Raw genomic sequence first — 24,164 nt, 5'->3', positions numbered from 1 at the left:
AAGTCACAGAGAAATAATTTCGTCGATAGAAGGGTAAGTTTTACCTTTGGAGTTATGGCGGGGACCGATTTGATGAACAGCATGGTGCTGTTCGATTTCAGTCTTTCTAGGTTGTAAGACGCGCTGAATAACCGAATCACCTCTTTCGGTTAACTTTCTCAGGGCGCTGACACCGATATGCCATTTATCCTGATGAGAGACATCTTCTTGGTTATTGAATTGAATAATGGCATCGATAGCGCGATCGATCTCCTGTTCGGCCTCAAGACTTTTTTTAGAGATCTTACGGGGTGAACTTTCTCCCTTCGATGATTTAGAAGAAGTTGGTTGGCTATTTTTAGTTGGTTCGGCAGGTTCTTTCTCGACAGGCAAAGAAAGATTTGGTTGGAGTTTAGCCGAGGAATTGTTGTGGCTTGGCGAATTATTATGCTCGGCAGTGTCTAGTAGCTTTTGCTCGATAACTGTAGTGGGATTTTGTGGAGTAGACTTATCGCCTTGAGAGTTCTGCTTATTGTACAAAGCTTCACTTAAGAGTCTGATCGAGATAGAAAGTTGATTGAGGCTATGGCTATTTAACTTAGCCGACTGAGACGAATCGAACTCAACTGAGTCTGAATTGTTGTCTGCTGTTGCTTTTAGCTGTTCGACGGACTCAAAGATAGCTTGAGGAGTAAGGTCTTCTATTGATAATTGCTCCGCCAAAGATAGACCCATTTCCGTCCAGGTAAACAATGCCTGAATAGCTTGGTCGGGAGTAATTCCCAACTTTTGAGCAATAGTTGATAACCTCGATTGAAAAAAAGAGGGGATGACCATGGAATTAGCGTGAGCAGAATTAGCAGAATTAGAAGATTGATTCATAATCTGGGGCTTGTTTGGTTGAGTTTGAGCTAGTGTAGTATTAGTGTAGGCTATAAGATTAGTTGGGGGTTTGTCAGCTTGGAAAACTGCGGGCTGAAACTGTTCGAGTATTTCAACATCGGGCAAACTTAACTTGATTCCTAATCGACCGTCAATGTTGCCCTGACCATCAGAGATCCTGTAATCAAAGTAATTTCTACCCGCAGCAATACTTCGTCGTAATTTAGGGTCAAGTTCGTCAATAATCTGATAGTGACCTTGAATAGCAGCCCGAAACTCGATTTCGGGAACAGTAGGGGGGCAATACCAGTAGCTAGCGATCGTGGCGTAGACAGCGCGAAAAAGATGAGTGTACAGGTTATCCTGATCTTCTCTGGGTGGGACTAACTCATCAAAATAGCGATCGCACTTTTTCGCGACAGCGCGACCATAACGACTACTAACTTGTCTTTTGGTCAAATCTTGAATCTCTTGTCCAAGCTGAGATCTAAGATTAGCGATCGCCTTGATTACCAACTGGGCTTCACAAAGAGTAGGAATTTCAAAGACACATTCGACAGGTTCATTTCCTCTTTTAAGTGCGCCAGTAAAGATAACGCTGTATTTAGTTTTGTATTGAAACCTCGCTGTTTTAATAACTTCAGTAGAGCGTCTGCCAGTTACTACAGCCAAGCCCGCAGCAATTTCCGACCATTGATAGCTACCCAAAAGAGTAGTAGCTAGTTTGACGATGGCATCAGGATTATCGATAAACTTGGTCTTTCTTTCTCCAAGGCGATCGCCTGCTCGGTTATTGATTTGAACCCAGGTAGAGGTGTCGAAATCGACAACTTGTAAAGCAGGGTGATGGGGGTCGATGACTTTAATGGCGTTACGGATATCAGACAGATAATCTTTTTGTTGAGTGGGTTGAGTTAATCCTCGTTGCTTCATGACTGATTTGATCGAATCAAACCAAGTCTGATAATCGGTTGAGGGCTGGTTTAACTGTGGCAAAAGCTCAATCAGACAGTTTTGTAGCCAGACAGTTCTCCCCTTATTAGCAGCAGCTTGAACGAGAGGGTCGGCGGGGTTTCCCCGCCATGAACAATCGAGTTGTTGAATGATCTTGTTATCTTTCATACCTAATTTTACCCTATGCTTGACTTTTGTGTCATGTATTAAAGGTGATGAATAGGGGTTTGAGATCTTCGAGAAAATTTTGAGTTACTTCGGCAGCCGATTTGATGCAGTCGATGACAAATTTGGGTTCGATGTCAGGACAAACTGATTTAGCAATGTAATGACCTTCGCTATAAGCTCGAATTAGTTCGCCCTGATTGACCGCGAAAGGAGGTCAAGCGCAAGCCCCGCCTTCTTGCTCCCGCAACATGGCGACGGGGAAACTGCGTCGGCTTGCAAGCTGGAGTTCGACTCAAAACGCTATTGGCAGTATCGTAACTTTTATGTAGTATTACCATCTATAGTGGTTGACTAATTTTTGGCAACACTACCTGATTTTGTCATCTCAACTAGAAAGGAGGCTCATCAACCGATTCAGCAGTGTCATCTTGATATTTATGTGCAAAGTCTTGGTGCTGCTGCCACCAAGACAGGATAGTCTTCCCTTCACTTGACTCTTTGGCTATAATCATCTCTCCTATTGAAGAGTGAAGTAGTTCAACAGAACGCTCACGGCAAGTTAACGTAGCACTTTGGTCAGGTGTGAGTCTTGTAGCTGAATAAAGATAAGGAGACTTGCCCTCGCTCTTGTGTAGTCCTAGCTGTAGGTCAAGAACGGTAAGTAAATGAGCGCGATTACGCTCCGCGCGACGCGAAGGACGGACGCGCCAGCTAATGGTAAACCATACCGCTTCGCATATCCTCTAAGACGAGCTTGCGAGCTGACGCGAAGCTAACCCTTTAGGGAGTCCTTTAGGGTACCCTACGGATCGCTTGATGCTGTTATTAATGTACGGCTGTGGGTTGAGAGTGTCGGAAGTTGTGGGGCTAACTTGGAACGATTTAAAACCCCATCACAAAGGCGAGGGTAAGTGTACTGTCTTTGGTAAGGGAAGTAAAACCAGAATAATTATAATTTAAGGTTGTTGCAGCAGAGTTTGGATCATGCGAGTGTGACTACTACCGAGAGGTATCTGCATATATCACAGTAATGCTGGTATTAGTCAGTTTATTGAGTTTTAGATGGTTTGGTTTGGGTAGGGCGATCGCACCGAGGTTTTTACTTTTCCTCTAAGAGTCTATGTTCCAAGTTCCAGAACCTTCTTGAGATTCAGCCCATGCTAAAGCTTCCGCATCTTTTTTATCTGAACCAACATCGTAGTAATTCCACAATTCATTTTCAGATAATCTTCCGAGTCCATTACACCAATCACACTTATTGTCTGCGTAATTGTCATCAACTCCAGTCCCATCACATTCAGGACAATCATGCATGAGATTCATAATTAAATCTTATTCATCGTTTGCTTGTAATAATTCTCCCACTGTTTCATCCTTCTCAATCTCCGCATCAACTAATCTTTTAATTAAGCGATCGCTCTTACTTATCCCCCCGTTATCTAGTTGAGTCTATTGAGAAATATCTGTATATATCACAGTAATGCTGGTAGTAGTCAGTTTATAGATTTTTAGATGGTTTTGGTGGGGCGCATATTAAGACAATTGTGTCAACTATTTACCAGTTTTATTTTATAGCCTAATTTTCGAGCATTATTGATAAAACCATTAATATTACCGATACCCCATTGATTGCTAACTGCTATTGTACAATCAAATAGTTTTAACTGTTCTTCAGGCTTGATGTAGTGCCTTTTATGACCTGTTTTAGTATAAATCTCGTTAGCTTTTTCTATAGTCGTAAACGTACCCGATTTACCTTGAATATTTGGCGAAAACTGAGAAGCTAACTGATTAAAAGTTATTTCTGGATGATTAGCTACATAAGATTTAATAACTTCTAAAACTAATCTAGATTTGCCGAATTCAAGTTCGTTGAATATATATTTTTGAGTATCTTTCTTTGATTGATTACTATTGAAAAGCGGTTCAGTAACAACGTATATCTGACCATCATTACCTCTATACCTTTGAATTGTTAGAGCAGCGATTGGTATATTACCATTTGCTTGGTAGCCATTATTAATTTTTTCCGCTAATTTAGGGTTAATAGATGCACCAACTAATACTCCTAACCATTTAGGGCGATCGCTAAAACTATCTTTTATTAAGTCTTTGTATTTCTCAACCAAAGTTTCTCTGCTTTGCAAATAATCTTCAAGCTGTGATAAATGCATTTCTTCTAATTGCCCTAATTTTAGTTCGACTACAGCAAGATACTCTTGAGAATAGCTGGCTAAAATATCAATCCTGCCATCTGTTTCTTTACTTTTTCTACCTTCTTTAAGAGTCAACTCGGCTTCAATTATTTCTACATCAGTAAACAAATTATGATCGAGAGCCAAAACACCTTCATTTTCTATCAAATATGACTCCATCGATAGTTCTCTCCTAAATGGAAAAGGTTCAAACTGAATGTTATTAACAGTGAAGTGTTTGTACAGTTGCATTGTTTATCACAGCATTATTGTTATCAAATAACCCAACTATAACCAATCAAAATCAGGTTTTTCTCTTTCGCACCTCAAAAACCTCCTAATTTCTGTAACTGTAAAGCTGGTTCATAAGTATTAATATTCACATTAGTTACTACTTTTTCTTCGCCAGCAGCACAGTTATAAACCATATATGTCCAAATGCCAGGATTACCAGCTTCTGCACTTTCAGCTTCGTAAAAAGTAATCGTGCCATCTTCTTCGCATTCATAGTAAGCAGAATAAATATCATCCCAATCACAATCTGAATTAAAGAGCAGATCGCGCACTTCAGCCAGTACACCTGTAATGTGATGTGGTTGAGTTTCTACTTGTACTAAGCGTTCTTCTGACCAAATAAAGTTGTGTAATTCTAAAGCCATAATAATTTTTCCTAAATTAATTAATTTAATAAATTGCTTTTCTCGACCAAGAAAAACCGATTAACCCTTAATCAGAATCTCAATCTGTTCTGGATTTACAGCAAAAGACTTTGCTAGTCCCTGCCTTGCTTGTTCTATGGTTAATGAATAGATATAGTTGTCACTTTCAGGCAGTTTTTTAAACTTAATAGTAGATGAATCGATTCCTAGTTCTCCTAAAGAAGTGTAGTGAACTGGATTTTGCCAGCCTTTCCAAACATTAGGAAGATCGATATTGGCATACTCAAAGATCTCAATATCCCAGCGTTTCTTTCCGTTGGCATCATCATCTACCTGGCGAATTCCACTAATCAAAGCTAGCAAAAACGCATCTCGTCTTTTAGCACCTTCCGAATGACAACAAACTAAATACTTACATTTTTCTGCTCTTTGTTTATTCAGAACCCAACTATAATCGCATCCCTTTGCTTTAATCTCTTGTAGCTGATTTCTGGTAAAGGTAATAATTGTATCTGCCATATTTTTAATCTCATAAGTATCTATAAAGTATTTAATATTTAATTCGTACTTCAATCATACTTTAGTGATACTTTTATGGCAATAGTCTAAATTAGGTCGAAGCTAAAATAACTGAATTTACTGTAGAAACTCCTGACTCAGCTTCATTTGTTGACAGAAACGATCTCGATCGCAGCTATCTATGTAGTCCCTCTTTATTCTTGAGAGAACTATATATAGTAATACAAATGGAAAAGATTATTTATTCGCTTCTAGTAAGCGTTTTATGTTTATCAACACTTCCAATTGAAGTTCAAGCTAAAAATAAGGATTGTGATGATTTCAATAATCAATATGAGGCGCAGAATCATTTAAGATCGAATCCATCTGATACAGACATTTTAGATTCAGATAATGATGGAATTGCTTGCGAACATTTAGAAAACACTAGTTACGGTACTTTAAACAAAACTATCTGGCAAAACCTTCTCAGCCAAAACGGGGCAAGATTGAAAGAAACCAAGAATAAACATTCTCTTACATACTACGAAGCCAAAGTGATTATTGGCTTTGAACCTTACTCAAAGAACGGAAAGTTAGTCTGGGAAGATAAAGTTAACAAGAAAAAAATTGAATTACATATTCATCAGGATGAAATAACAAATTTAAAAGGAACAGGGTTTTAATTTATTTTCTTTGATATCGATATCGACAATTTGTAATAAACAGCGATCGCTTGATTGAACAGTAGAGGATGAAAGCGATCGCCCTACTTCTCACCCCGAATATCCAAAGTCACTTCAGCAGTAATACTCCGCTCGTTCTGTCCGAGTATCTTCACTCTTCTTATCTTTCCCCGATAAGGCGAATAAACCGATGTCAGCTTGTCTAATTCATCATCAACTGTATCTAGTTGAGACTGAAGTGAGTTAACTTGCTCCTGCTGCTTAGAGATCAGAGTTTGATAGTCAGATACTTTAAGACTGTGTTCGTACTGCTGACGACGATAGTTGAGTTTAGCTTCATCAAGGGAGGCGATTGCGCTCCGCGCACTGCGAAGCAATCGCGACGCTCGGCTAAGGCGTGTTTTGGGTGTAATCTGAGTTCGGGAGAAGCGCGATCGCTCGAAATGAAGAAATTGTTAACGATTGCATTCAGCAGCGGCTGACAACTTCGGCAATGCACTAGGATCTCTCAAAAGTCGAGCGTAGTACACTTGTTACGCATTTGTCAACTGGTTAGAATTTGAAGTATTAACACTGGCTTCTATCACTGCAAAGGCACGCTCAGCGAGGCTTTGTTCTTCGCCCACAGGAGCTACGTAGCTTAAGGCTTCTTCAACCGCTTCTCGCCTTAAACTTTGGTAGATCAACATCATGGGCGGTAAAGAGTAGGGTTACTTTTTACCAGTTTGAATTTTGGTAGGCGCGATCGCGACTTTATAAAAATCGCCGTTCACTATCATAATGTTGATAGTAATTCTCAATCTACGAATCGTCTTATGTCCTGGCTCGATCTACGTTACGCTCGTCAACAGCAGATTCAACAACTAGACCCAGTTACCGACCATTGCCAGATTTGCCATTTATTAGCTGGCTATGAATTTCCTTGGGATATCACCCGTTCTCTAGAACTAGCCATGCTCAAAACTTATTGCATCCCTAGCATTTCCCAACTACTCGACCGAACTGGCGAATTCCATCATCATACCCAAAAACGCTACGATGATACGGGCTTACTGGTAGCTGAAATTCTTAAATGGGGCTACGACAGCGAGCGTGGTCGAGAGTCTATTCGGAGGATGAACGCCATTCACGGTCATTACCCAATTAGTAATGAAGATTTTCTCTACGTTCTTTCTACGTTTATCTACGAGCCAATTCGCTGGAACGAGCGTTTTGGCTGGCGGTTGTTTGGTGAAACTGAAAAACTAGCTATCTATTACTTTTGGCAAGCAATTGGTAACAAGATGGACATTTACGACATTCCTTCTACCTATGACAAATTCGCCCAATATAATCAGGATTACGAACAGCAATACTTTATTTATTCACACAGCAATCATCGTGTGGTCGAATCAACTATCAATTTATTTCTCAGTTGGTTTCCTGCTTGGTGTCGTCCTCTTCTTAGACCATGTGTTCATGGGATGTTTGATGAGTTAACCCTTACCGCTTTTGGCTACTCAAATCCTCCTGCTAAGTTACGTAATTTAGGAGAAAATAGTCTTAAGTTACGCGGTCGTGTTTCTAGATGGCTTTTACCGAGAAGAAAACCTGATTTTTTCACTGACAGTAAGTTGAGAAGCTATCCCGATGGTTATGAATTAAACGACCTCGGACCTACTAAAATGCTTTCCCAACTCAATCATTCTCCCAAACAAGAATAGACCCTATTTAAAAGTTTAAAAAACAATAGACATTTTTGCCTAAATTCTTCAACCAATATTATTCCTCAAGCCACACAAACCCGCATAACCAATACCAATGGCATCAACGCTATCATCAATTGGCAAAGTTTCTAAATCGAATAAAACCCTTACCATTCCTGCTACTTCATTCTTATCGGCTTTGCCATAACCGAGATGACATTTCCAACTTGATTGATGTAGATATATAGGTTGAATCCCCAGCTCTCGGTAACAGACTAAATTAATCACGCCAAAAGCTTGTAACACTCCCCCTGCTGCCTTGATGCTTCTACCAAAAAAGGGCATCTCAATCGCTATGTGTGCGGGTTGAAATTCAGCTATCAATTCAACCATATCCTGCTCGATTTCCAGCAGCCTTTCGGATGTGGTCAACTGTTTACTAGTTTCTATCGTTCCAAATTGTAGTAATTGTACTTTTGTCTCTTCACTCTCTATTAAAAATGCCCAACCAATTGTCGCTAGTCCAGGGTCAATTCCCAGCCATGTTTGATTCATTCGATCACCGCATATTGCTATATATTATTTATCTTTTAATATTGGGGAACATTGGTAAACTATTAACCAAAACAGATGATCTTTCTTTCAGGACATGGCGTATCTACTACCTATGCCGTCAAGATTTATAAGCAGTATGGCGATAGTGCGATCGCCACTGTTACAACCAATCCCTATCAACTAGCCATTGATATTTTTGGTATTGGCTTTTTAACAGCAGATAAGATTGCGGTGAATGTGGGAGTGTCGCCCTGGTCAAAGTTTCGCTATCGTGCAGGCTATATGGAGAAGGAAGTAACTATCGATTTCGATGGCAGAGATGTAGTTTATGATTATGCCGATTTAAATGAAATTACTTTAGCTTGGGCGACAAGTATTCATAAAAGTCAGGGTTCTGAATATCCCGTTGTTATCCTGCCTCTTTAAATTCTTCCGTGACAGCAATGGTAATATTGTTATTGCTCAACCACCAAACCCACCTATTATCGTCTGGGGTGTAGTTAGTTTGCTCAAACTAATCTTTACAACTGGCTTGACCAATGTAGGGTTAGACTTGATAGCTTTTGGCTCTTTATTTACTTGGGCGTGGCTTGAATTATTTCAAGGCGTTAATTATTTTCGCAGAACGCTAGGTTTGATCGTATTGATTGGATTTGTAGGGTTCAGAATCTACAGCTACAACCCAGTTTAAACTTCAATTAAAAATATTACCTTGAAAATCTAATGCGATCGCAGTAAAGGAAGTCAAGCAGCAGCAGAGGTATACGAGATTGAGGGAGAGGTTAAAAGATCGAAATTAATTAATAGAGCCATTTCTTTTTGACTAGCTTTCTTCCTCTATTGAATTGTTCCAAGACAGTTCGCCTTACTACAAATGCGATCTTCGGGAACGCAGCAATATCCCCAGAACTTCCCGCATTTTCTACACATATAGATATTATCAAAAGAATAACTTCCTCCACATACAGAACAAGAATGTCTGCCTTTTTCTTCTGCCTGTTTGTAGAGAAATTGATAGATTATTTCTTCTCTTTCCGAGTCGCTATAAGATGAACTCATATTCTTAGAAAAAAATGTATTTTGCCAACACTAATATTACCAGTTGCCGAAAGACTATTAGATTAAACACCTTTAAAAACTTATTTTTCCAACACAGTCACTTTTTCCTACCTTTCAAAACTTTCAAGATCTTATTAACTGACACTTTCTCCGCCTCCAACTTCTCCACCCGTGCTAACAATCGCCTGGGAATATAACGAGACTTTTTGCTCAGGCGATCGCCCTCCCTCCACTCTTCATAGTGATACCAATACTGCTGATACTCCTTCCCACTCCTTTTCATAGGTTTACATTCGATATATCCAGTCCCATAACCCTTTTTTCGCTTCTTGAAACGATGGCTCATGGGGCTTGCGCCGCTTAGTTGGGTGGAAACCCCCACAAGACCGCCGCGTTTCACTTTTTACTGGGGGTTATAGTTTTCCTAGGGTTATTTTTATCGGTTTCCAATACTGCATCATTGGTTTTAGGTTTTTCATCGCCGAGAGTGGATAAAGTCCTAAAGGATTCCTAAAGGATTAGCTCCTTGGTCCTAAAGGATACCGCTCCGCATATCGCGTCACCGCTTCGCATATGTTAGAACTTTTCCTAGGGTTTTTTTCATCTCCCCCCAGTAAAAATAGAATATTGGCGACGGGTAGCGATCGCACTTAGCGCAGCACTCATTTCTGCCGTTGTTCTTAACTGAATTGCTAAATTGCCCACATCACTAGCATGGGAACGAATTAATCCTTTAAGTAAAGATTCGGGAGTAAAACTTTTTTTAGTTTCTTGAGCTTTAAGCTGTCGATAATCCGACTGTTCGATAACTTTTAAGAGCGATCGCCCTGCTATTTGCTCGTGAACCCTATCCAAACCAGCAGCCCCTTCATGACGATTTTCAGGAATCCACCCCACATTAATAATGGTTTTTGGAGTTGGTGCCAACTCCTTTAGTCCGTGAACGGGATCTGACTGATAAATTGTCGCTTGAGCCACTGATAGATAGACAAAAGAATCGGCATAACTAAGCATGGGAAAATCCCCACTCCCATCCACTCCAGCCACAAGTATTGAGCCAAGTCGGCGAGAATACTATGATGCTATTTGGTTCACCCGAATTTCGGAAGTGAAATGTTCTAATAGTTAGCTTTGTTCAAATAAATGTGTCAGGCAGTCAGGGTGAATACTTTAGATTTAAAGTATTGACTATAGATGCTTATCTGTCATGAATACATCTTCCTTTTAATTTTTGCCTCAACAAAAGTTATATAAAATACCTCTGTACGGGACAAAAAAAGAGAAACAACTTGCAAGAGTAGACAGGAAGAGGGTTTGATTAAAAGTAACTACACTTCATACAAACCCTATGAATCAGATTAACTTACTTCGACAAACTTTGAAGCCTCACCTGGGATGGCATGGAGCAAGGCTAAATTTTCTGGCCTTGTTTCTGGTTGCTTTGCTAAGAGTAAAAACAGTCAATCTAACCGAGCTAGCTACAGGTTTTCGCAGTAGAGTCAAAATAGACTCTAATCACAAGCGCTTACAACGATTTTTCCGCAGTTTTGACCTTGATTATACGGCAATTGCCAGAGCAGTTATTGGCATTATGGATATCCCTCAACCTTGGGTTCTCAGCGTCGATAGAACTGAGTGGTCATTTGGTACAACGAGATTCAATATTCTGATGCTAGGGGTAGTTCACAATGGAGTTGCATATCCTGTGGTTTGGAAGATGCTGAACAAAAAAGGTAATTCTAATGGCGATGAACGAATGGATCTACTCGACCAATTCTACTCAATCTTTCCCGATACTGAGGTTGCTTATTTAACTGGCGACCGAGAGTTCGTCGGTAAACTATGGTTAACTTACCTGTTGATTGAGCCTACAATTTCTTTTCGACTAAGAATTAGAAAAAGCGATCGTATTTTCGATGGCAAGAAAGAACTCAGAGCTTCGATTATCTTTGCCCATCTAAAACCAGGTCAGACTAGAATTCTGTCTGGTCGTCGATGGGTTTGGGGACGCTCCGTTTATGTTTCAGCTTTACGTTTAGAAGACGGTGAGCTATTGATAATTGTCTCTTCTGATTCAACTACTACAGCTATTTCAGATTATGGAAAACGATGGGGAATCGAGACTTTATTTGGAATGTTTAAAACTAGAGGATTTTGCCTTGAGTCTACTCATTTTACTGATTCAGAGCGATTGAGTAAGCTCATTGCTTTGATGGCTTTGGCTTTGTGCTGGTCAATCAAGACGGGTGAGTGGCTAAACCAACATCGACCACTCAAAATTAAAAAGCATGGAAGATTAGCTAAAAGTATTTTCCGTTATGGTCTCGATCATTTACGTTCAATCTTTACCGATTTGGACTTAAAACAGTCTGAGTTTCTTCAATCTTTAAAACTTTTGTCCTGTACTTAGGACCTTGATATAAGTTTCATCTACTTTCCATGAATCATTAGTTAGTTTCAAATGACGACGAGTTCTTTCATCTATTTGAGGAGAATAAGTTAAAACCCAACGACCAATAGTAGAGTGATCGACTTTCAACCCTCTCTCTAACATCATTTCTTCTAGATTACGATAACTCAAAGGATATTTTAAATACCAACGAACGTTAAGCAAAATAATTTCTGTTTGGAAATGTCGCCACTTAAAAGGTTCTTGGGAATTCATCAAAAAGATTTAAATTTATCAATGTTATCGTTTAATATTATTGTACTACATCAGCCTGTTTCATTTTTTGCGACACAACCTTACAACACGATGCTATACGATAACCAGAAATCTTACTCTCACAAAATAGCTCATCCTCTACAGACTCTACTAAAACTTTGGCTGCTTTCAAGCTTTGAGGAACACGAGTAATCCATCTCAATTCTCCCAATTGCTGTAAATTTTCGGCACTGTACAAGGCACTGTCAGCAACATAAATGCTATCGAGATTCCATTGTTTTTGAAACTGTTTCATCAATTGAGCAAAAATGGCACGGTCAGATTCATTCCCGTCACCGACTCGCACAAACAATGGTACGTCTCCATCTCCTGTGCAGATCACATCCATCATAAATTGCTTGAGATCTGGTCGACGGTCTCTTGAATAGCCATAAGTGATGTGTACCTCTTCGATTGATTCTCTAGATTGCCCTTTCTCTTCTATTTCATAGCTTCCTTCGAGGCTAAAACTACTTGAGTCGAGATGTAAACTTTTGGTATCAAGCTGGCATTTTTGTTGTGCTAACATGGCAATGCTTGTAAATAATGGAGTTAAGCCTTGATTCCACAGGCTATCTAATCCTCTGGCTATTCGATCATCATTCAAGTGTTCTGGTTTAATTCCTTCTCCTAACAAATGTTCTGTGGCTTTGCCAATGAAAAACTCTCCAAACAAGTATAAAGGCGCGCTCACAAAGCCCAATCCATTCAAAATCATGGCTTTGACTACTTGCCCTGTACTGATTATCTGTTGCGGATGTTTTTCTATTTGCCTATCTATTTCTTCAACTAATCCTATTTGGTCAACAATTCCTGCTACTATACCTAAGTGATCTAGATTTTTAACTTGGATCTCCACAATGGGTCATTTAAACTCTTCATTTTAATACCCTACCTTTTTTCATCAACCTGCGAAATGCCCGTCTTAACTTGACTCCTGGTAGATATCATTATCAACTATGGACGAGTACCAATGGGCAGGTCAACCAACAGAACCCATCTTCCTTTGACTGGTATCCGCAATTAGTTGAGACTGAGAATGTTACTGCTTTCCCCAGCGTTACCGTAATTACTCCTGATGCTGCTAAAAACGATCTTTATTCTTTCAATAAAGCTCATGATTTGGGATTAAACATAGCCTCTAAGGTTGATGAATCCCTCACAGGAACAGGCAATGTGCTGCGTTATGAATCAACTACTGGTAATTGGGTCAAGATATCTGCTAATTCTAATGGCGATCGATTCGATCTAACTAAACCATTGGTTCTGATCGCAGATTGGTTTGAAGATTCTACCAAACTTAATTACAACTCGGGTACAGCAGAAGCCACCGCTGATAAAATATTTGCTTCTTTAATTAAACTGGATCTCAATGAAAAACTAGAGGGCAAAGGCGAAATCGGTGAGGGAACTAAAATCTATGACCAAAAAGGCGACTTAATTTATACTCCAGGCAGCTTATTTAATTCTCCCTTCCACTTTATTGGTTTTGGTTCTGGTGGGGTGGTTAACAGCGAGATTATCCAGCGTATTGGTACTGCCTTCCCGAAAAAAGATGAACAGGGTAATGATACTCAATTCGCTGATACCTTCCCCGATTTGCAGATGACCACTATCGATGCCGATAAGGTAAATAAAGATCGTCCTCTAGCTAGTGATGCAATCCCTGAGCCTAGTATTGAGGTTTGGGATAATGTTACTTTTGCCGATAACTACTATCAAAGTGCGACTGAGCCATTTAGTTATCAACTGGCTGGTGCAGATGTAAATATCGATTTAGGAGGTTTTGATCACGAAGAGGTCTTTAAAAATCGGGTTGGTTTTACTGGTGATGCGGGAGAAAACAGAAATATTAACAAAGACTCCAATGAAAGGTCAATTGCCTGGTACGAAGGAACTACCAATATCAACTTGGATCGAGTTGGTCTGGGGGCAGGTTTCTCCAACAAATATCCGATTCATCGACGCAGAGGTGATTTTGCCCAGCCAGAGTTTCAAAACACTGATTTTCCTTGGTATGTTGTCGATCATGCTACTGGTGGTGTGATCGATGATGATCGGTATAAATATTCTCAGTGGGAGGGTAATGGTACTGGTTGGTATTATTCGCTGTTAGGCAATGGTTATTATAAACGCCCTCAAGGAGATTTAACTAAGCGCACTCCTATCAGTTTTGATAATACGGCAAAACCCAGACAACGGGGTGATTTTGCTGTTCCGACTGTTTATGATGGTAATTTCGATGCAATTGACAGTAAGTTAGATGTTCAACCCATTCCTGGTTGGAATAATGAAAATTCTAATGGGAAATTACAAAAGTATCTTAAATTTGGAGTTGCTGGTAATCAGAGTTATGCGCTGGAGTTGGGTAATGGCTTGAAGAGTATTACTCATAATCCTTTTGTCGTTCCTGATTGGGGTACTTTAAGGTTCGATCTTCGTGTTCCCGAACTTACTGGTGGTACGGTTGATGTTTCGATGCAGTCTGATGTTCCTGGGTTTGAAAATCATGACTTGGGTTCGATTAGTTTGACTCCTGCGGTTACTTCCGTAACGGGTCCACATACACCACAAGATATTTTTGAAGATCGACTTAAAGTTGATTACGGACAAACAGGTTTTGAAACCTTCAATTTACCTGTACCTAATGCACTCAGAGGGAAAGTCGCAACCCTTACTTTTGAAGTTAATGGCAACACTGTTTATTTGGATAATGTTTTCTTTCAGAGTCAGCATTTAGCGATGGATAATCCTAGTAATGCAAGGTATACGCCTGAAAATCCTGAAGCTTTTGCGAATAATTATTTAATAGAACGACCACAATATGCAATTTCTTATAATAAGAGCTTAAAAGGTGCTAATTGGGCTAGTTATCAGATGAATAGCTCTTGGCTTGGTGGAAATACAACAAGCCCCTTTTTCCAACAAGAGTTTTTGTTGCCATCATCATTTCCAAAAACTCAGCATAGTGATTATGCTGGCTCTACATATTTTAATAGAGGTCATTTAACTGAGGCTCAATCCAGAACTAGAAGTTATAAAGAACATTACTCAACTTACTTGACTTCAAACATACTTCCTCAATTAAAAACTATGAATGAGGGTGTTTGGTCAGATTTTGAAGACTATTTGAAGAATTTTACTACTCAAGGAAAAGAAGTATACGTTATTACAGGAGGTAGAGGCAGCATTAATAACGATCCAATTTGGGATGATTTACTTGCTAACGATCCTATTAGAAACTCAGATATTAACATTCCGTCTCATTTCTGGAAGGTTGCAATTGTTTTGGATAAGCAGGGTTTAACCTCGGATACGCTAAGTGATGTACAGGGTGGCGGTATTCATCAGTTATTCGCTATTGATATTCCTAACGATCCTACAGATCCAAATTTTGAAACAGAAAATTGGACACACTGGAAAAAATCAGTCGATTGGATTGAATCACAAACAGATTATGATTTTCTATCTAACTTACCTGATGAAGTAGAAAATCGTATTGAAGCAAATGAAGATTTTCGATATTACGATCCTTCTTTATCTGCATCTTTGTTGAGCAATTCAATTTATTTAGCTTCAGATTTAAGCTCCCCAGATATTCAAACCTTCTTGAAGAATTCCATCAGTCATGATGGTGTTATTGAAAGTAACGTAGCAAACATCGGACAAGTAGTCGATGAATTTAGCTCCAGTGAGGTTAGCTTCGGTGAAGTTAGCCCGTTCGACTCTAGCAGCAAAAAGATTAACCCCCATCAACTTAGCACGAGTCAAATTGACCTCGAAGAGGTTAGCCCCTTCGAGATTACATCCTTCCAAGATAGCCCACTCCATGACAGCACACTTAAGATTGGCTCTAGTGAGATTGGCATCTCTGAATCTAGCACCTCTCAAAATGGCACCAATACAGATAGCTTCGGTCAAATTGGCTTGGCTAAAATCGGTAGCGTAGCTCTCAATGCCAATCAAAATAGTTTTAATCAGATCGACATTCCTCAAAATGGCGTTCATCAAGTCGGCTTCAGTCAAGTCAGCCCCACTCAAGTCAGCCCCACTGAGATCGGCTCCACTCAAACTGGCATCTCGCAAGTTAGCCCCACTCAAATCAGTGCAGATCAACTTAGCATCCCTCAGTTTGATTCCAGTCAGTCGAGCCTCAATCAAATCAGCTCCACTGAGATCGGCGCCAGTAAAATCTCGTTCGCCAGCAGCATATCTAACGAGCAACTCCTCAGCAGTCATAATTCGACACCTCAAATAATTAATGAACTCAATAATAGCGCAACCAAAATCTGGTCAGATTTACTCAAATCAGAAACACCACTAAACATTGAGTTCCAAATCACCGACCTGCCATCAGGACAACTAGCTGAAGCAAGCATCACAGGCTTCGACTCATCTGGAGTACCCAAAGCAGGAACAATCCTGATCGACTCCGATGCCAACGGTGTCGGCTGGTTCATTGACTCGACTCCTCTGGATAACAGCGAATTTTCGTTAGTGGGAGACAAGGCAGACAAGGAAGAAACTTATCTACTTGCTGCTGCCGAATCAGAAGCTTCGGGCAAATACGATCTACTTACAACAGTTCTCCATGAACTCTCGCACCTCTATGGATTTATCGACGGTTACGCAGGATATAGCGACAACATAGAAACCAAAAACGATACTACCAAATTCATCGGTGATGGCTTCACCGCCACCTTAGATGGCGAACACCTAGACAAAATAGCCCATCCCTATGACTTGCTCAACACCCACCTCGCACCAGGAATGCGGAAACTGCCCTCTCAGTTGGATGTACAAATACTACAATCACTAATTGCTACTGAATTTGAGAGAAATGGCAACAAGCCAGAGGGTGAAGAATTACTTGCCAAACTAACCTCAGATCCTTTACTCGGTATTACCAACGGCGACTTCAGCATCACCGACACCACTACCGATAGCTTTGCCTGGGATACTCGCGGTGCAAGTAAAGTAGAAACAGGTCAGGCGGTACTGACAGAAGACTCGCCATTTTTAAGCAACTTCAGCCAAACCTTTACCGTCCCTGAATCTGCCAAAACAATTCAGTTTAAGTTAATTGAAACAGAATTAGGAGCAAGCGAACTTGCACCACCCGATGCCTTTGAAGTCGCTTTACTCGATGCCAATACCCAGGAATCCCTTGTTAGCGACAACGATTTAACCGAAACAGATTCCCTACTCAACATCCAAAACGACGGCACTGCTTACTTTAGCGACCAGGTAAGAATTGGCGGGGCAACATCAGGAGAACTCATCAATCTCGACAAATCACGCACTGTTACCATTGATATCTCAAACCTCACCCCTGGTACAGAAGCCACCCTTTACTTCGAGCTTCTAGGCTTTGGCGATGTAGATAGTCGCGTGGTAATCGACGATGTACGCCTATCAGACCAAAATCTCCTACCTCCTACGGCAGTAAACGACACTGCCAGCACTGCTCAAGGGCAACCAGCCATTATCGATATCCTGGCTAACGACACCGATGATGATGGCACAATTACCCCCGAATCAGTCCAAATCCAAACCGAACCTACCAAAGGTACTGTTACCGTTAATAATGACGGGACTGTTACCTATACTCCAAGCGATCGCTTTATTGGCGAAGATAGCTTTACCTACACAGTTCAAGATTCGGACGGACAATCCTCCGAACCTGCTGAGGTCGAGGTGACGGTAGAAAATGCTCTGCCAGAGATTAGCGAAATTCAGATTAGCGATAACATCACCGAAGGAGATGAAGTTACCTTAAATGCCACAGCATCAGATCCAGGCAATGATGAACTTACCTACACTTGGGAATTCGATGATGGTACTACAGCAGATGGGCGAACAACCAAGCGCCCCTACGCGGATAATGGAACTTATACAGGTACGTTAACCGTCACCGATCCTCATGGCGGTAGCGACACCCAAGACTTTGAGATTGTGGTGGATAACGCCGTCCCAGTAGTCGATGCTGGAGCAGACCAGACTGTAGATGAAGGAAGTAAGGTTAATTTTGCTGGCAGCTTTACCGATACAGGTAGCTTAGATACCCATTCAGTTGCTTGGGACTTTGCGGACGGCAGCACCGCCGATACGAATGAGGCAAATCATACCTATGCTGATAACGGAACTTATAACGCTACCTTTACCGTTACCGATAGTGATGGCGCAGTCAGCAGCGATGAGTTAACAGTTACCGTAAACAACGTAGCTCCTACTATTACCAATCTTACAGGTGATAGTTCAGTCAAAGAAGGAGAGACAGTTAACTTTAGTGCCACTGCCACAGATCCAGGGTCTGACACTATCACCTATATTTGGGACTTCGGCGATGGCAGTGAAACGGTCGAGGGTGCAGAAGCAAGCCATATTTTTACCGATAATGGCACCTATAACGTAACTCTGACTGCATCAGATGAAGACGGCGGAGAAACAGCCCAAACCTTAGAAGTCACCGTGGAGAATGTCGCTCCTACCTTTACCCAAATCAATGGTAAAACTACTGTTAATGAAGGAGAAGCAGTTGACTACAATGCCACAGCTACAGATCCAGGAGATGATGAACTTACCTACACCTGGAACTTTGCCGACGGGACATCAGAAGTCCAAGGTGCAAACGCCAGTCACACCTTTTCTCAGAATGGTGTTTATGATGCTGTTGTCACTGCATCAGATGATGATGGTGCAGCTACTACTTCCAACCTCAGCATTACGGTAAATAATGTTGCCCCCACAATAACTACAGATACAGCTAAAACTGGAGATGAAGGTTCATCTGTTGATTTTGAAGCTACATTTGATGATACTGGTAATGACGATTTAACAGTAACTTGGGATTTTGGCGATGGTAGTGATTCCATAACCACAGAATATCCTGCTGAATCCACACCCAATTCAGAAACTCAGTCTCACGTTTACGCAGCAGATGGCACATACACCGCCACTGTCACCGTTACCGATAGCGATGGAGCAGTAACCGAATCTACCATTGATGTCACGATTAATAACACTCCTCCAGTAATTGAAACTATTACTGGCGATACAGAAATAAACGAAGGGGATACCGCCAGCTTTAGTGCGATCGCCACAGATGCTGGCAACGATCCTTTAACCTACAGTTGGAACTTTGGCGATGGCAGCGAAGCCATCACGACACCCGACACCCTAACCCCTATACCCCATATATACAATGACAATGGCGATTATATCGTCACCTTAACCGTTACCGATTCTAGTGGTGCGACCTCTAGCAGTAGTCTGGATATAACTGTAAACAATACGAATCCAGTTATTAGCGATATTACAGACGCTCTAACTATTAACGAAGGTGATGCAGCCAGGTTATCAGTAACTGCTGTTGATGCAGGAGCTGACGACCTTACCTACGTTTGGGATTTCGGAGACGGTAGTGAAATCGTGATGGGCGAAAACGCCGAACATATCTTTGCCGATAATGGTCTGTATCAAGCCAGCGTTACCGTCACCGATGACGATGGTGCAAGCGTAACTCAAAGCCTGAGCATAACTGTCAAGAACGTCGCGCCGATTGCCGATCCGTGGCTCGATGAAACTGCCACAGAAGGAGATACTGTAGAATTCAATCTCAACTTCAGCGATGCAGGTCGCTTGGATACTCATACTCTGACTTGGGACTTTGGCGACGGCTCCAAACCATTGACTACTAATGGCGATGAAACTTCTGTCAGTCATGCTTATGTTGATAATGGTATTTATACAGCCAGTGTCATCATTACCGACTCAGATGGAGCCAGCACCACCAATACCATGACTGTCACCGTCAATAATGCTGCCCCAGCGATCGCATCATTGACAGGAGATACCAACATTAATGAAGGAGATACGGCTAAATTTGCCATCACCGCCACCGATCCAGGCTCGGACGAATTGACTTACTCTTGGGACTTGGGTGATGGTCAAACTGCCACGGGTACGGATATCTCCCACACCTATACTCAAAATGGGACTTATACCGTTACGGCTACAGTAACCGACTCAGATGGCGCAGCCACCTCTTCTACTCTGGAGGTGAAGGTTAATAATGTTGCTCCTACCATTATTGATTTAACTGGCGATAGCTCGATTGACGAAGGGGATACAGCTACCTTTAGCGCTACAGCCACCGATCCTGGCAACGACACTCTCACCTATACCTGGAATTTAGAGGATGGCACTCAAATCTCTGGCACTGATGTCACGATCTCCCAGCGCTTTGTTGAAGATAGTGAATATGATGTTAATCTCACCGTTACCGATGAAGAGGGCGCGTCAGCAACTCAGACGTTAACTATTACGGTCAATAACGTAGCACCAATAGTAGAGGCGGGAGAAGACCGCACGAGTAATGAAGGTAGTTCCGTAACATTTAACGCTAGTTTCAGCGACCCTGGTATAACCGATACTCACACCATTGCCTGGGACTTTGGTGATGGTGAAACAACTACAGATACCTTAACTCCCACTCATATTTATACCAATAATGGAGAATATGATGTCAGTCTGACAGTTACCGATGATGAAGGAGCCAGTACTACTAGTACTTTAAAAGTTACGGTTAACAATGTTGCCCCAGCGATCGCATCATTGACAGGAAATACTCAAATCAATGAAGGAGAACGGGCGAAATTCTCCGTCGTTGCCACAGATCCAGGCTCGGACGAGCTTACCTATACTTGGGACTTCGGCGATGGTGAAACTGCTGCTGGCACAGATTCGCAGATTACCCATACTTTTGCTAAAAATGGCGAGTACACTGTTACCGCCACCGTCACCGATGGAGACGGCGCAAGCACTAACAGCACTTTTGAAGTTACGGTAAATAATCTTGCTCCCACAATTACCCAACTTACAGGAGATACAGAGATAAATGAAGGCGATCGCGCCAGCTTTAGTGCTACGGCATCTGATGCGGGGAATGACGAACTTACATACACTTGGAACTTTGGCGATGACAGTGAGACTGTAATTGGTCAAGATGTCGGTCATATCTTCACCGATAACGGCGAGTACACTGTTACCACCACCGTGACTGACTCCGATGGAGCTAGTACTACTCAGTCTCTTGATGTCAAGGTCAATAATGTGGCCCCCACGATTATCAAGATTGAAGGCGAGCGCACTATCGATGAAGGGGATACCACTAGCTTGACGGCTTCTACTACAGATCCAGGTGACGATAGCTTAATCTACACCTGGAACTTAGCTGATGGCACGCAAGTGAAGGGAGAAAACGTCACCGTCACTCAAACCTTTTTTGAAGATGGTAAATACGATCTAAATCTGACCGTTACCGATGACGATGGTGCAACGGCGACTCAAACCGTAACCATCACCGTCAATAATGTTGCCCCGATAGTTGATGTGGTCGAGGATAAAACTGGTGATGAAGGTAGTCCCGTAGCATTTAACGCCAGCTTTAGCGATCCTGGTTTACTAGATACTCACACCATTGCTTGGGACTTTGGTGATGGTAGTACTATTAGAGATACCTTAACTCCAACTCACGTCTACGCAGATAATGGCGAATATGATGTCAGTTTAACTGTCACGGATGATGAAGGAGCAAATACTACCAGTACCTTCAAGGTTACGGTTAACAATGTAACTCCGACGATTACATTTATTACTGGTGATACTGAGATTAATGAAGGCGATCGTGCTAACTTTAGCGCTGCTGCCACTGACCCAGGAGCCGACGAACTTACCTACACTTGGAACTTCGGCGACGGCAGCGAAACAATCAAAGGTCAAAACACCGACCATCAATACGTTCAAGATGGGACATACAATACTACCCTTACTGTCTCGGATTCAGACGGTGCATCTACCAGCCAAACCAGGCAAATTACGGTCAATAATCTCCCTCCTACCGTCGAAGCTGGCAATAATCAAACCGTATATGTAGGGGAAAGCGTTAGCTTTAATGGTTCATTTAGCGATCGGGGTTCTCTCGATACCCACACCACTAATTGGGATTTTGGGGATAACACTAATACCAATGGTATTAATAATCCTACCCACACCTATACGGAGTCTGGGATTTACACCGTTACTTACAGCGTCAGGGATGACAGTAATGCCAGCAGTAACGATACCTTACAACTAACCGTTAAGAAATTACCAACTTTAGCAGTTAATGACATTAGTATTGTGGAAGGGGATAACGGCACGGCTAACGCGGTATTTACCGTCAGTCTCAATGAAGCTAGCACCCGTCCTGTTGCGGTTAATTACAGTACGGCTAACGGTACGGCTGTTGCTGGAGTAGACTACACGGCGACCACAGGCAGTATCACCTTTGCTCCAGGACAAACCAGTCAATCTGTAACTATTGCCATCAATGGCGATCGCCTAGACGAAATCGATGAGAACTTGAGTCTCAATCTTACCAGCCCCGTCAATGCCACCATCGCCGACGATCGAGGCATAGCAACCATTATCGATAACGATCCTGTTCCCAGTCTAACTATTAACGATCCAACTATTACTGAAGGAGATAGTGGTACGAGCAATCTTACCTTTACCGTGAACTTGTCTGAGGCTAGTGGTAAAATCGTAGCGGTAAATTACAGTACGGCTAACGGGACGGCTACTGCTGGTGCTGACTACACAGCTACTACAGGCAGCATCACTTTTGTTCCAGGACAAACCAGTCAATCTATAACTGTTCCCATCAATGGCGATCGCTTAGATGAAATCGATGAGAATTTTAGTCTCAATCTTATCAGTCCAGTTAATGCCACTATTGCTGATGGTACTGGCGTTGGCACGATTATCGATAACGACCCCGCTCCTAGTCTCAGTCTGAATGACCCCACCATCACCGAAGGCGATAGTGGCAATCAAAACCTGGTCTTTGATGTCAATCTCTCTGCTGCCAGTGGTAAAACCGTGAAGGTTAATTACAGCACGGCTAACGGTACGGCGACTGCTGGAGTTGACTATACGGCTATGTCGGGAACTCTGACTTTTGCTCCAGGGCAAACCAGTCAAACTGTAGTTATCCCCGTCACGGGCGATCGCATTACCGAAAATAACGAAACCATCTTACTCAATCTGACCAATCCAGTAAATGCCACTATTGCCGATACTCAAGGGATTGGCACGATTACTGATAACGACCTCAACAGCTATAGTATCAAAGCGGAAGGGCAGGTATTTATCAATGGCAGCAGTGATTTTGATGGAGTTGCCATTAATCCCAACGATGATGTCAAGATTTATGCGGGCAAAGGATTTACCTTCAATGGCAATCAGGCACTGGCGGTTAAACTCGACGAGGCGGGTAATCCCATCCTTAGTAATGGCAAACCAGTCTTGGTAGATCGGGCTGTCGCCGTGGCACCTGGTTATTTAAGTAGTACTGCCAACGCTGCTAGAAATCAATATGCCAATTTGATTCCACCCCAGGTAATTGAAGCACAAACTGTCACTGTTCCCGCCTATGGAAATCTAGCAACTCAAGAATTAAGCAGACGAATTCCTACGGGTACGACCACGGTGACTTTCAATGCGGCTCAAAATCCCCTCAATACCCTAAGCGATTGGACATCTCGTTTCCCCGCCCCAGGCACCCCAACTCGTCCCACCGTAGTTAAAGTGACTGATGGGGGCTTGAATATTCCCAGTAATGTCAATCTCAGTAATTATGTCATTACAGTGGAATCGGGAGACCTTAATTTTAACGGTAGCGGACACAATCTCAATAACGTGATGCTCCTCACTAATAATGGTAATGTCAATCTGGCTAGCGTCAGTTCCAAAGATTTATCCCTCTTCGCCAGTGGCTCGATTAATACGGGTAGTGGCGCTCGGTTTGCTGGAAATACATTACTAACCACAGGCACGAACAATGGCAATATTACCTTTAACGGAGCAACCAATACCGTCGATGAGTCGAGTCATTTACGGGTAATTTCCGCAGGCGATCTCAATTACAATGGGGCCTCTAATACTCGTGGCGAGTTGATTAGTGCTAAGAACTTTTTCTTCAATGGCAGTTCTAATTTGTACGGTTCTATTTCTGCTAAAGGCAATATTACCTTTAATGGTAGTGCCACGGTAATCGGCATCGCTAATTCTTCTCCCAGTTAAATAAAGAAGGAGCG

The 24,164-nt window shown here is 41.9% G+C and carries 18 protein-coding genes and 2 pseudogenes; 6 read left to right on the top strand and 14 right to left on the bottom strand.

Annotated elements, in window-relative coordinates; genetic code table 11:
- Positions 1-3 precede the first annotated feature (3 nt).
- Positions 4-1,983: a telomere resolvase gene (locus KME09_01360; GenBank protein ID MBW4532562.1), complete on the bottom strand. Its 1,980-nt coding sequence runs from the start codon at positions 1,981-1,983 to the stop codon at positions 4-6.
- A gap of 170 nt (positions 1,984-2,153) precedes the next feature.
- On the bottom strand, positions 2,154-2,321 hold the full coding sequence (locus KME09_01355; protein ID MBW4532561.1) for a hypothetical protein: 168 nt from the start codon (positions 2,319-2,321) through the stop codon (positions 2,154-2,156).
- A 478-nt stretch (positions 2,322-2,799) separates the two neighbouring features.
- Here KME09_01355 and KME09_01350 point away from each other — a divergent pair, with 478 nt between their 5' ends.
- Positions 2,800-2,943 carry a tyrosine-type recombinase/integrase gene (locus tag KME09_01350; GenBank protein MBW4532560.1) on the top strand — a complete coding sequence of 48 codons (144 nt, stop codon included), beginning with the start codon at positions 2,800-2,802 and terminating at the stop codon, positions 2,941-2,943.
- Positions 2,944-3,093: 150 nt separating this feature from the next.
- Here the strand turns inward: KME09_01350 and KME09_01345 are convergent, their stop codons facing one another.
- From KME09_01345 to KME09_01330, 4 genes are all read right to left on the bottom strand, one after another.
- A complete protein-coding gene (locus KME09_01345; GenBank protein MBW4532559.1) occupies positions 3,094-3,306 on the bottom strand; it encodes a hypothetical protein in 213 nt (70 codons plus the stop codon).
- 224 nt (positions 3,307-3,530) lie between these two features.
- The gene (locus KME09_01340) at positions 3,531-4,358 is read right to left on the bottom strand and encodes a hypothetical protein (GenBank protein ID MBW4532558.1); all 828 of its coding nucleotides are present in this window, start codon (positions 4,356-4,358) and stop codon (positions 3,531-3,533) included.
- Between the two features lie 146 nt (positions 4,359-4,504).
- Positions 4,505-4,837, bottom strand: a complete 333-nt coding sequence (locus KME09_01335; protein MBW4532557.1) for a hypothetical protein — start codon at positions 4,835-4,837, stop codon at positions 4,505-4,507.
- A 60-nt stretch (positions 4,838-4,897) separates the two neighbouring features.
- Positions 4,898-5,356 carry a hypothetical protein gene (locus KME09_01330; protein MBW4532556.1) on the bottom strand — a complete coding sequence of 153 codons (459 nt, stop codon included), beginning with the start codon at positions 5,354-5,356 and terminating at the stop codon, positions 4,898-4,900.
- Between the two features lie 227 nt (positions 5,357-5,583).
- Here KME09_01330 and KME09_01325 point away from each other — a divergent pair, with 227 nt between their 5' ends.
- Complete coding sequence (locus tag KME09_01325) at positions 5,584-6,021, top strand: excalibur calcium-binding domain-containing protein (protein ID MBW4532555.1); 438 nt, start codon at positions 5,584-5,586, stop codon at positions 6,019-6,021.
- Between the two features lie 83 nt (positions 6,022-6,104).
- Here KME09_01325 and KME09_01320 read toward each other — a convergent pair whose 3' ends face one another.
- Together KME09_01320 and KME09_01315 are read right to left on the bottom strand one after the other, a co-directional pair.
- Positions 6,105-6,398, bottom strand: coding sequence for a hypothetical protein (locus tag KME09_01320; protein MBW4532554.1), 294 nt, complete (start codon positions 6,396-6,398; stop codon positions 6,105-6,107).
- 156 nt (positions 6,399-6,554) lie between these two features.
- Positions 6,555-6,713: a hypothetical protein gene (locus tag KME09_01315; GenBank protein ID MBW4532553.1), complete on the bottom strand. Its 159-nt coding sequence runs from the start codon at positions 6,711-6,713 to the stop codon at positions 6,555-6,557.
- Between the two features lie 123 nt (positions 6,714-6,836).
- Between KME09_01315 and KME09_01310 the strand changes: the two genes are divergently transcribed.
- Positions 6,837-7,724: a DUF2236 domain-containing protein gene (locus KME09_01310; GenBank protein MBW4532552.1), complete on the top strand. Its 888-nt coding sequence runs from the start codon at positions 6,837-6,839 to the stop codon at positions 7,722-7,724.
- Between the two features lie 48 nt (positions 7,725-7,772).
- Here the strand turns inward: KME09_01310 and KME09_01305 are convergent, their stop codons facing one another.
- Positions 7,773-8,261 carry a crossover junction endodeoxyribonuclease RuvC gene (locus KME09_01305; GenBank protein MBW4532551.1) on the bottom strand — a complete coding sequence of 163 codons (489 nt, stop codon included), beginning with the start codon at positions 8,259-8,261 and terminating at the stop codon, positions 7,773-7,775.
- Positions 8,262-8,336: 75 nt separating this feature from the next.
- On the opposite strand from KME09_01305, the gene KME09_01300 reads away from it, so the two are divergent.
- Positions 8,337-8,687 (top strand): ATP-binding domain-containing protein, encoded by a 351-nt coding sequence (locus KME09_01300; protein MBW4532550.1) that lies wholly within the window; start codon positions 8,337-8,339, stop codon positions 8,685-8,687.
- 411 nt (positions 8,688-9,098) lie between these two features.
- On the opposite strand, the gene KME09_01295 is transcribed toward KME09_01300, so the two are convergent.
- The 3 genes from KME09_01295 to KME09_01285 all read right to left on the bottom strand — a co-directional run bounded on the left by KME09_01295 (position 9,099) and on the right by KME09_01285 (position 10,367).
- Positions 9,099-9,320 carry a hypothetical protein gene (locus tag KME09_01295; GenBank protein MBW4532549.1) on the bottom strand — a complete coding sequence of 74 codons (222 nt, stop codon included), beginning with the start codon at positions 9,318-9,320 and terminating at the stop codon, positions 9,099-9,101.
- Positions 9,321-9,417: 97 nt separating this feature from the next.
- Positions 9,418-9,603: a hypothetical protein gene (locus KME09_01290; GenBank protein MBW4532548.1), complete on the bottom strand. Its 186-nt coding sequence runs from the start codon at positions 9,601-9,603 to the stop codon at positions 9,418-9,420.
- A gap of 317 nt (positions 9,604-9,920) precedes the next feature.
- Complete coding sequence (locus KME09_01285; GenBank protein MBW4532547.1) at positions 9,921-10,367, bottom strand: hypothetical protein; 447 nt, start codon at positions 10,365-10,367, stop codon at positions 9,921-9,923.
- A gap of 301 nt (positions 10,368-10,668) precedes the next feature.
- On the opposite strand from KME09_01285, the gene KME09_01280 reads away from it, so the two are divergent.
- Positions 10,669-11,730 (top strand): IS4 family transposase, encoded by a 1,062-nt coding sequence (locus KME09_01280; GenBank protein MBW4532546.1) that lies wholly within the window; start codon positions 10,669-10,671, stop codon positions 11,728-11,730.
- On the opposite strand, the pseudogene KME09_01275 reads toward KME09_01280, so the two are convergent.
- Together KME09_01275 and KME09_01270 are read right to left on the bottom strand one after the other, a co-directional pair.
- A pseudogene (locus tag KME09_01275) lies at positions 11,731-11,985 on the bottom strand (IS6 family transposase).
- Between the two features lie 82 nt (positions 11,986-12,067).
- Positions 12,068-12,883: pseudogene (locus tag KME09_01270) on the bottom strand (IS1634 family transposase).
- A gap of 71 nt (positions 12,884-12,954) precedes the next feature.
- On the opposite strand from KME09_01270, the gene KME09_01265 reads away from it, so the two are divergent.
- Positions 12,955-24,150: a PKD domain-containing protein gene (locus KME09_01265; protein MBW4532545.1), complete on the top strand. Its 11,196-nt coding sequence runs from the start codon at positions 12,955-12,957 to the stop codon at positions 24,148-24,150.
- Positions 24,151-24,164 lie beyond the last annotated feature (14 nt).

This window comes from Pleurocapsa minor HA4230-MV1 (assembly GCA_019359095.1).
Classification (GTDB): domain Bacteria; phylum Cyanobacteriota; class Cyanobacteriia; order Cyanobacteriales; family Xenococcaceae; genus Waterburya; species Waterburya minor.
The sequence above is the reverse complement of the archived record's forward strand: the minus strand, read 5'-3'. Positions and strand labels throughout refer to the sequence as shown.

Excerpts from the sequence above, each read along its gene's own strand:
- KME09_01305 (MBW4532551.1), bottom strand. The coding sequence starts at position 8,261 with ATGAATCAAACATGGCTGGGAATTGACCCTGGACTAGCGACAATTGGT.
- KME09_01300 (MBW4532550.1), top strand. The coding sequence starts at position 8,337 with ATGATCTTTCTTTCAGGACATGGCGTATCTACTACCTATGCCGTCAAG.
- KME09_01355 (MBW4532561.1), bottom strand. The coding sequence starts at position 2,321 with ATGGTAATACTACATAAAAGTTACGATACTGCCAATAGCGTTTTGAGT.
- KME09_01330 (MBW4532556.1), bottom strand. The coding sequence starts at position 5,356 with ATGGCAGATACAATTATTACCTTTACCAGAAATCAGCTACAAGAGATT.
- KME09_01295 (MBW4532549.1), bottom strand. The coding sequence starts at position 9,320 with ATGAGTTCATCTTATAGCGACTCGGAAAGAGAAGAAATAATCTATCAA.
- KME09_01325 (MBW4532555.1), top strand. The coding sequence starts at position 5,584 with ATGGAAAAGATTATTTATTCGCTTCTAGTAAGCGTTTTATGTTTATCA.
- KME09_01350 (MBW4532560.1), top strand. The coding sequence starts at position 2,800 with ATGCTGTTATTAATGTACGGCTGTGGGTTGAGAGTGTCGGAAGTTGTG.
- KME09_01345 (MBW4532559.1), bottom strand. The coding sequence starts at position 3,306 with ATGAATCTCATGCATGATTGTCCTGAATGTGATGGGACTGGAGTTGAT.
- KME09_01360 (MBW4532562.1), bottom strand. The coding sequence starts at position 1,983 with ATGAAAGATAACAAGATCATTCAACAACTCGATTGTTCATGGCGGGGA.
- KME09_01340 (MBW4532558.1), bottom strand. The coding sequence starts at position 4,358 with ATGGAGTCATATTTGATAGAAAATGAAGGTGTTTTGGCTCTCGATCAT.
- KME09_01315 (MBW4532553.1), bottom strand. The coding sequence starts at position 6,713 with ATGATGTTGATCTACCAAAGTTTAAGGCGAGAAGCGGTTGAAGAAGCC.
- KME09_01280 (MBW4532546.1), top strand. The coding sequence starts at position 10,669 with ATGAATCAGATTAACTTACTTCGACAAACTTTGAAGCCTCACCTGGGA.
- KME09_01290 (MBW4532548.1), bottom strand. The coding sequence starts at position 9,603 with ATGAAAAGGAGTGGGAAGGAGTATCAGCAGTATTGGTATCACTATGAA.
- KME09_01335 (MBW4532557.1), bottom strand. The coding sequence starts at position 4,837 with ATGGCTTTAGAATTACACAACTTTATTTGGTCAGAAGAACGCTTAGTA.
- KME09_01310 (MBW4532552.1), top strand. The coding sequence starts at position 6,837 with ATGTCCTGGCTCGATCTACGTTACGCTCGTCAACAGCAGATTCAACAA.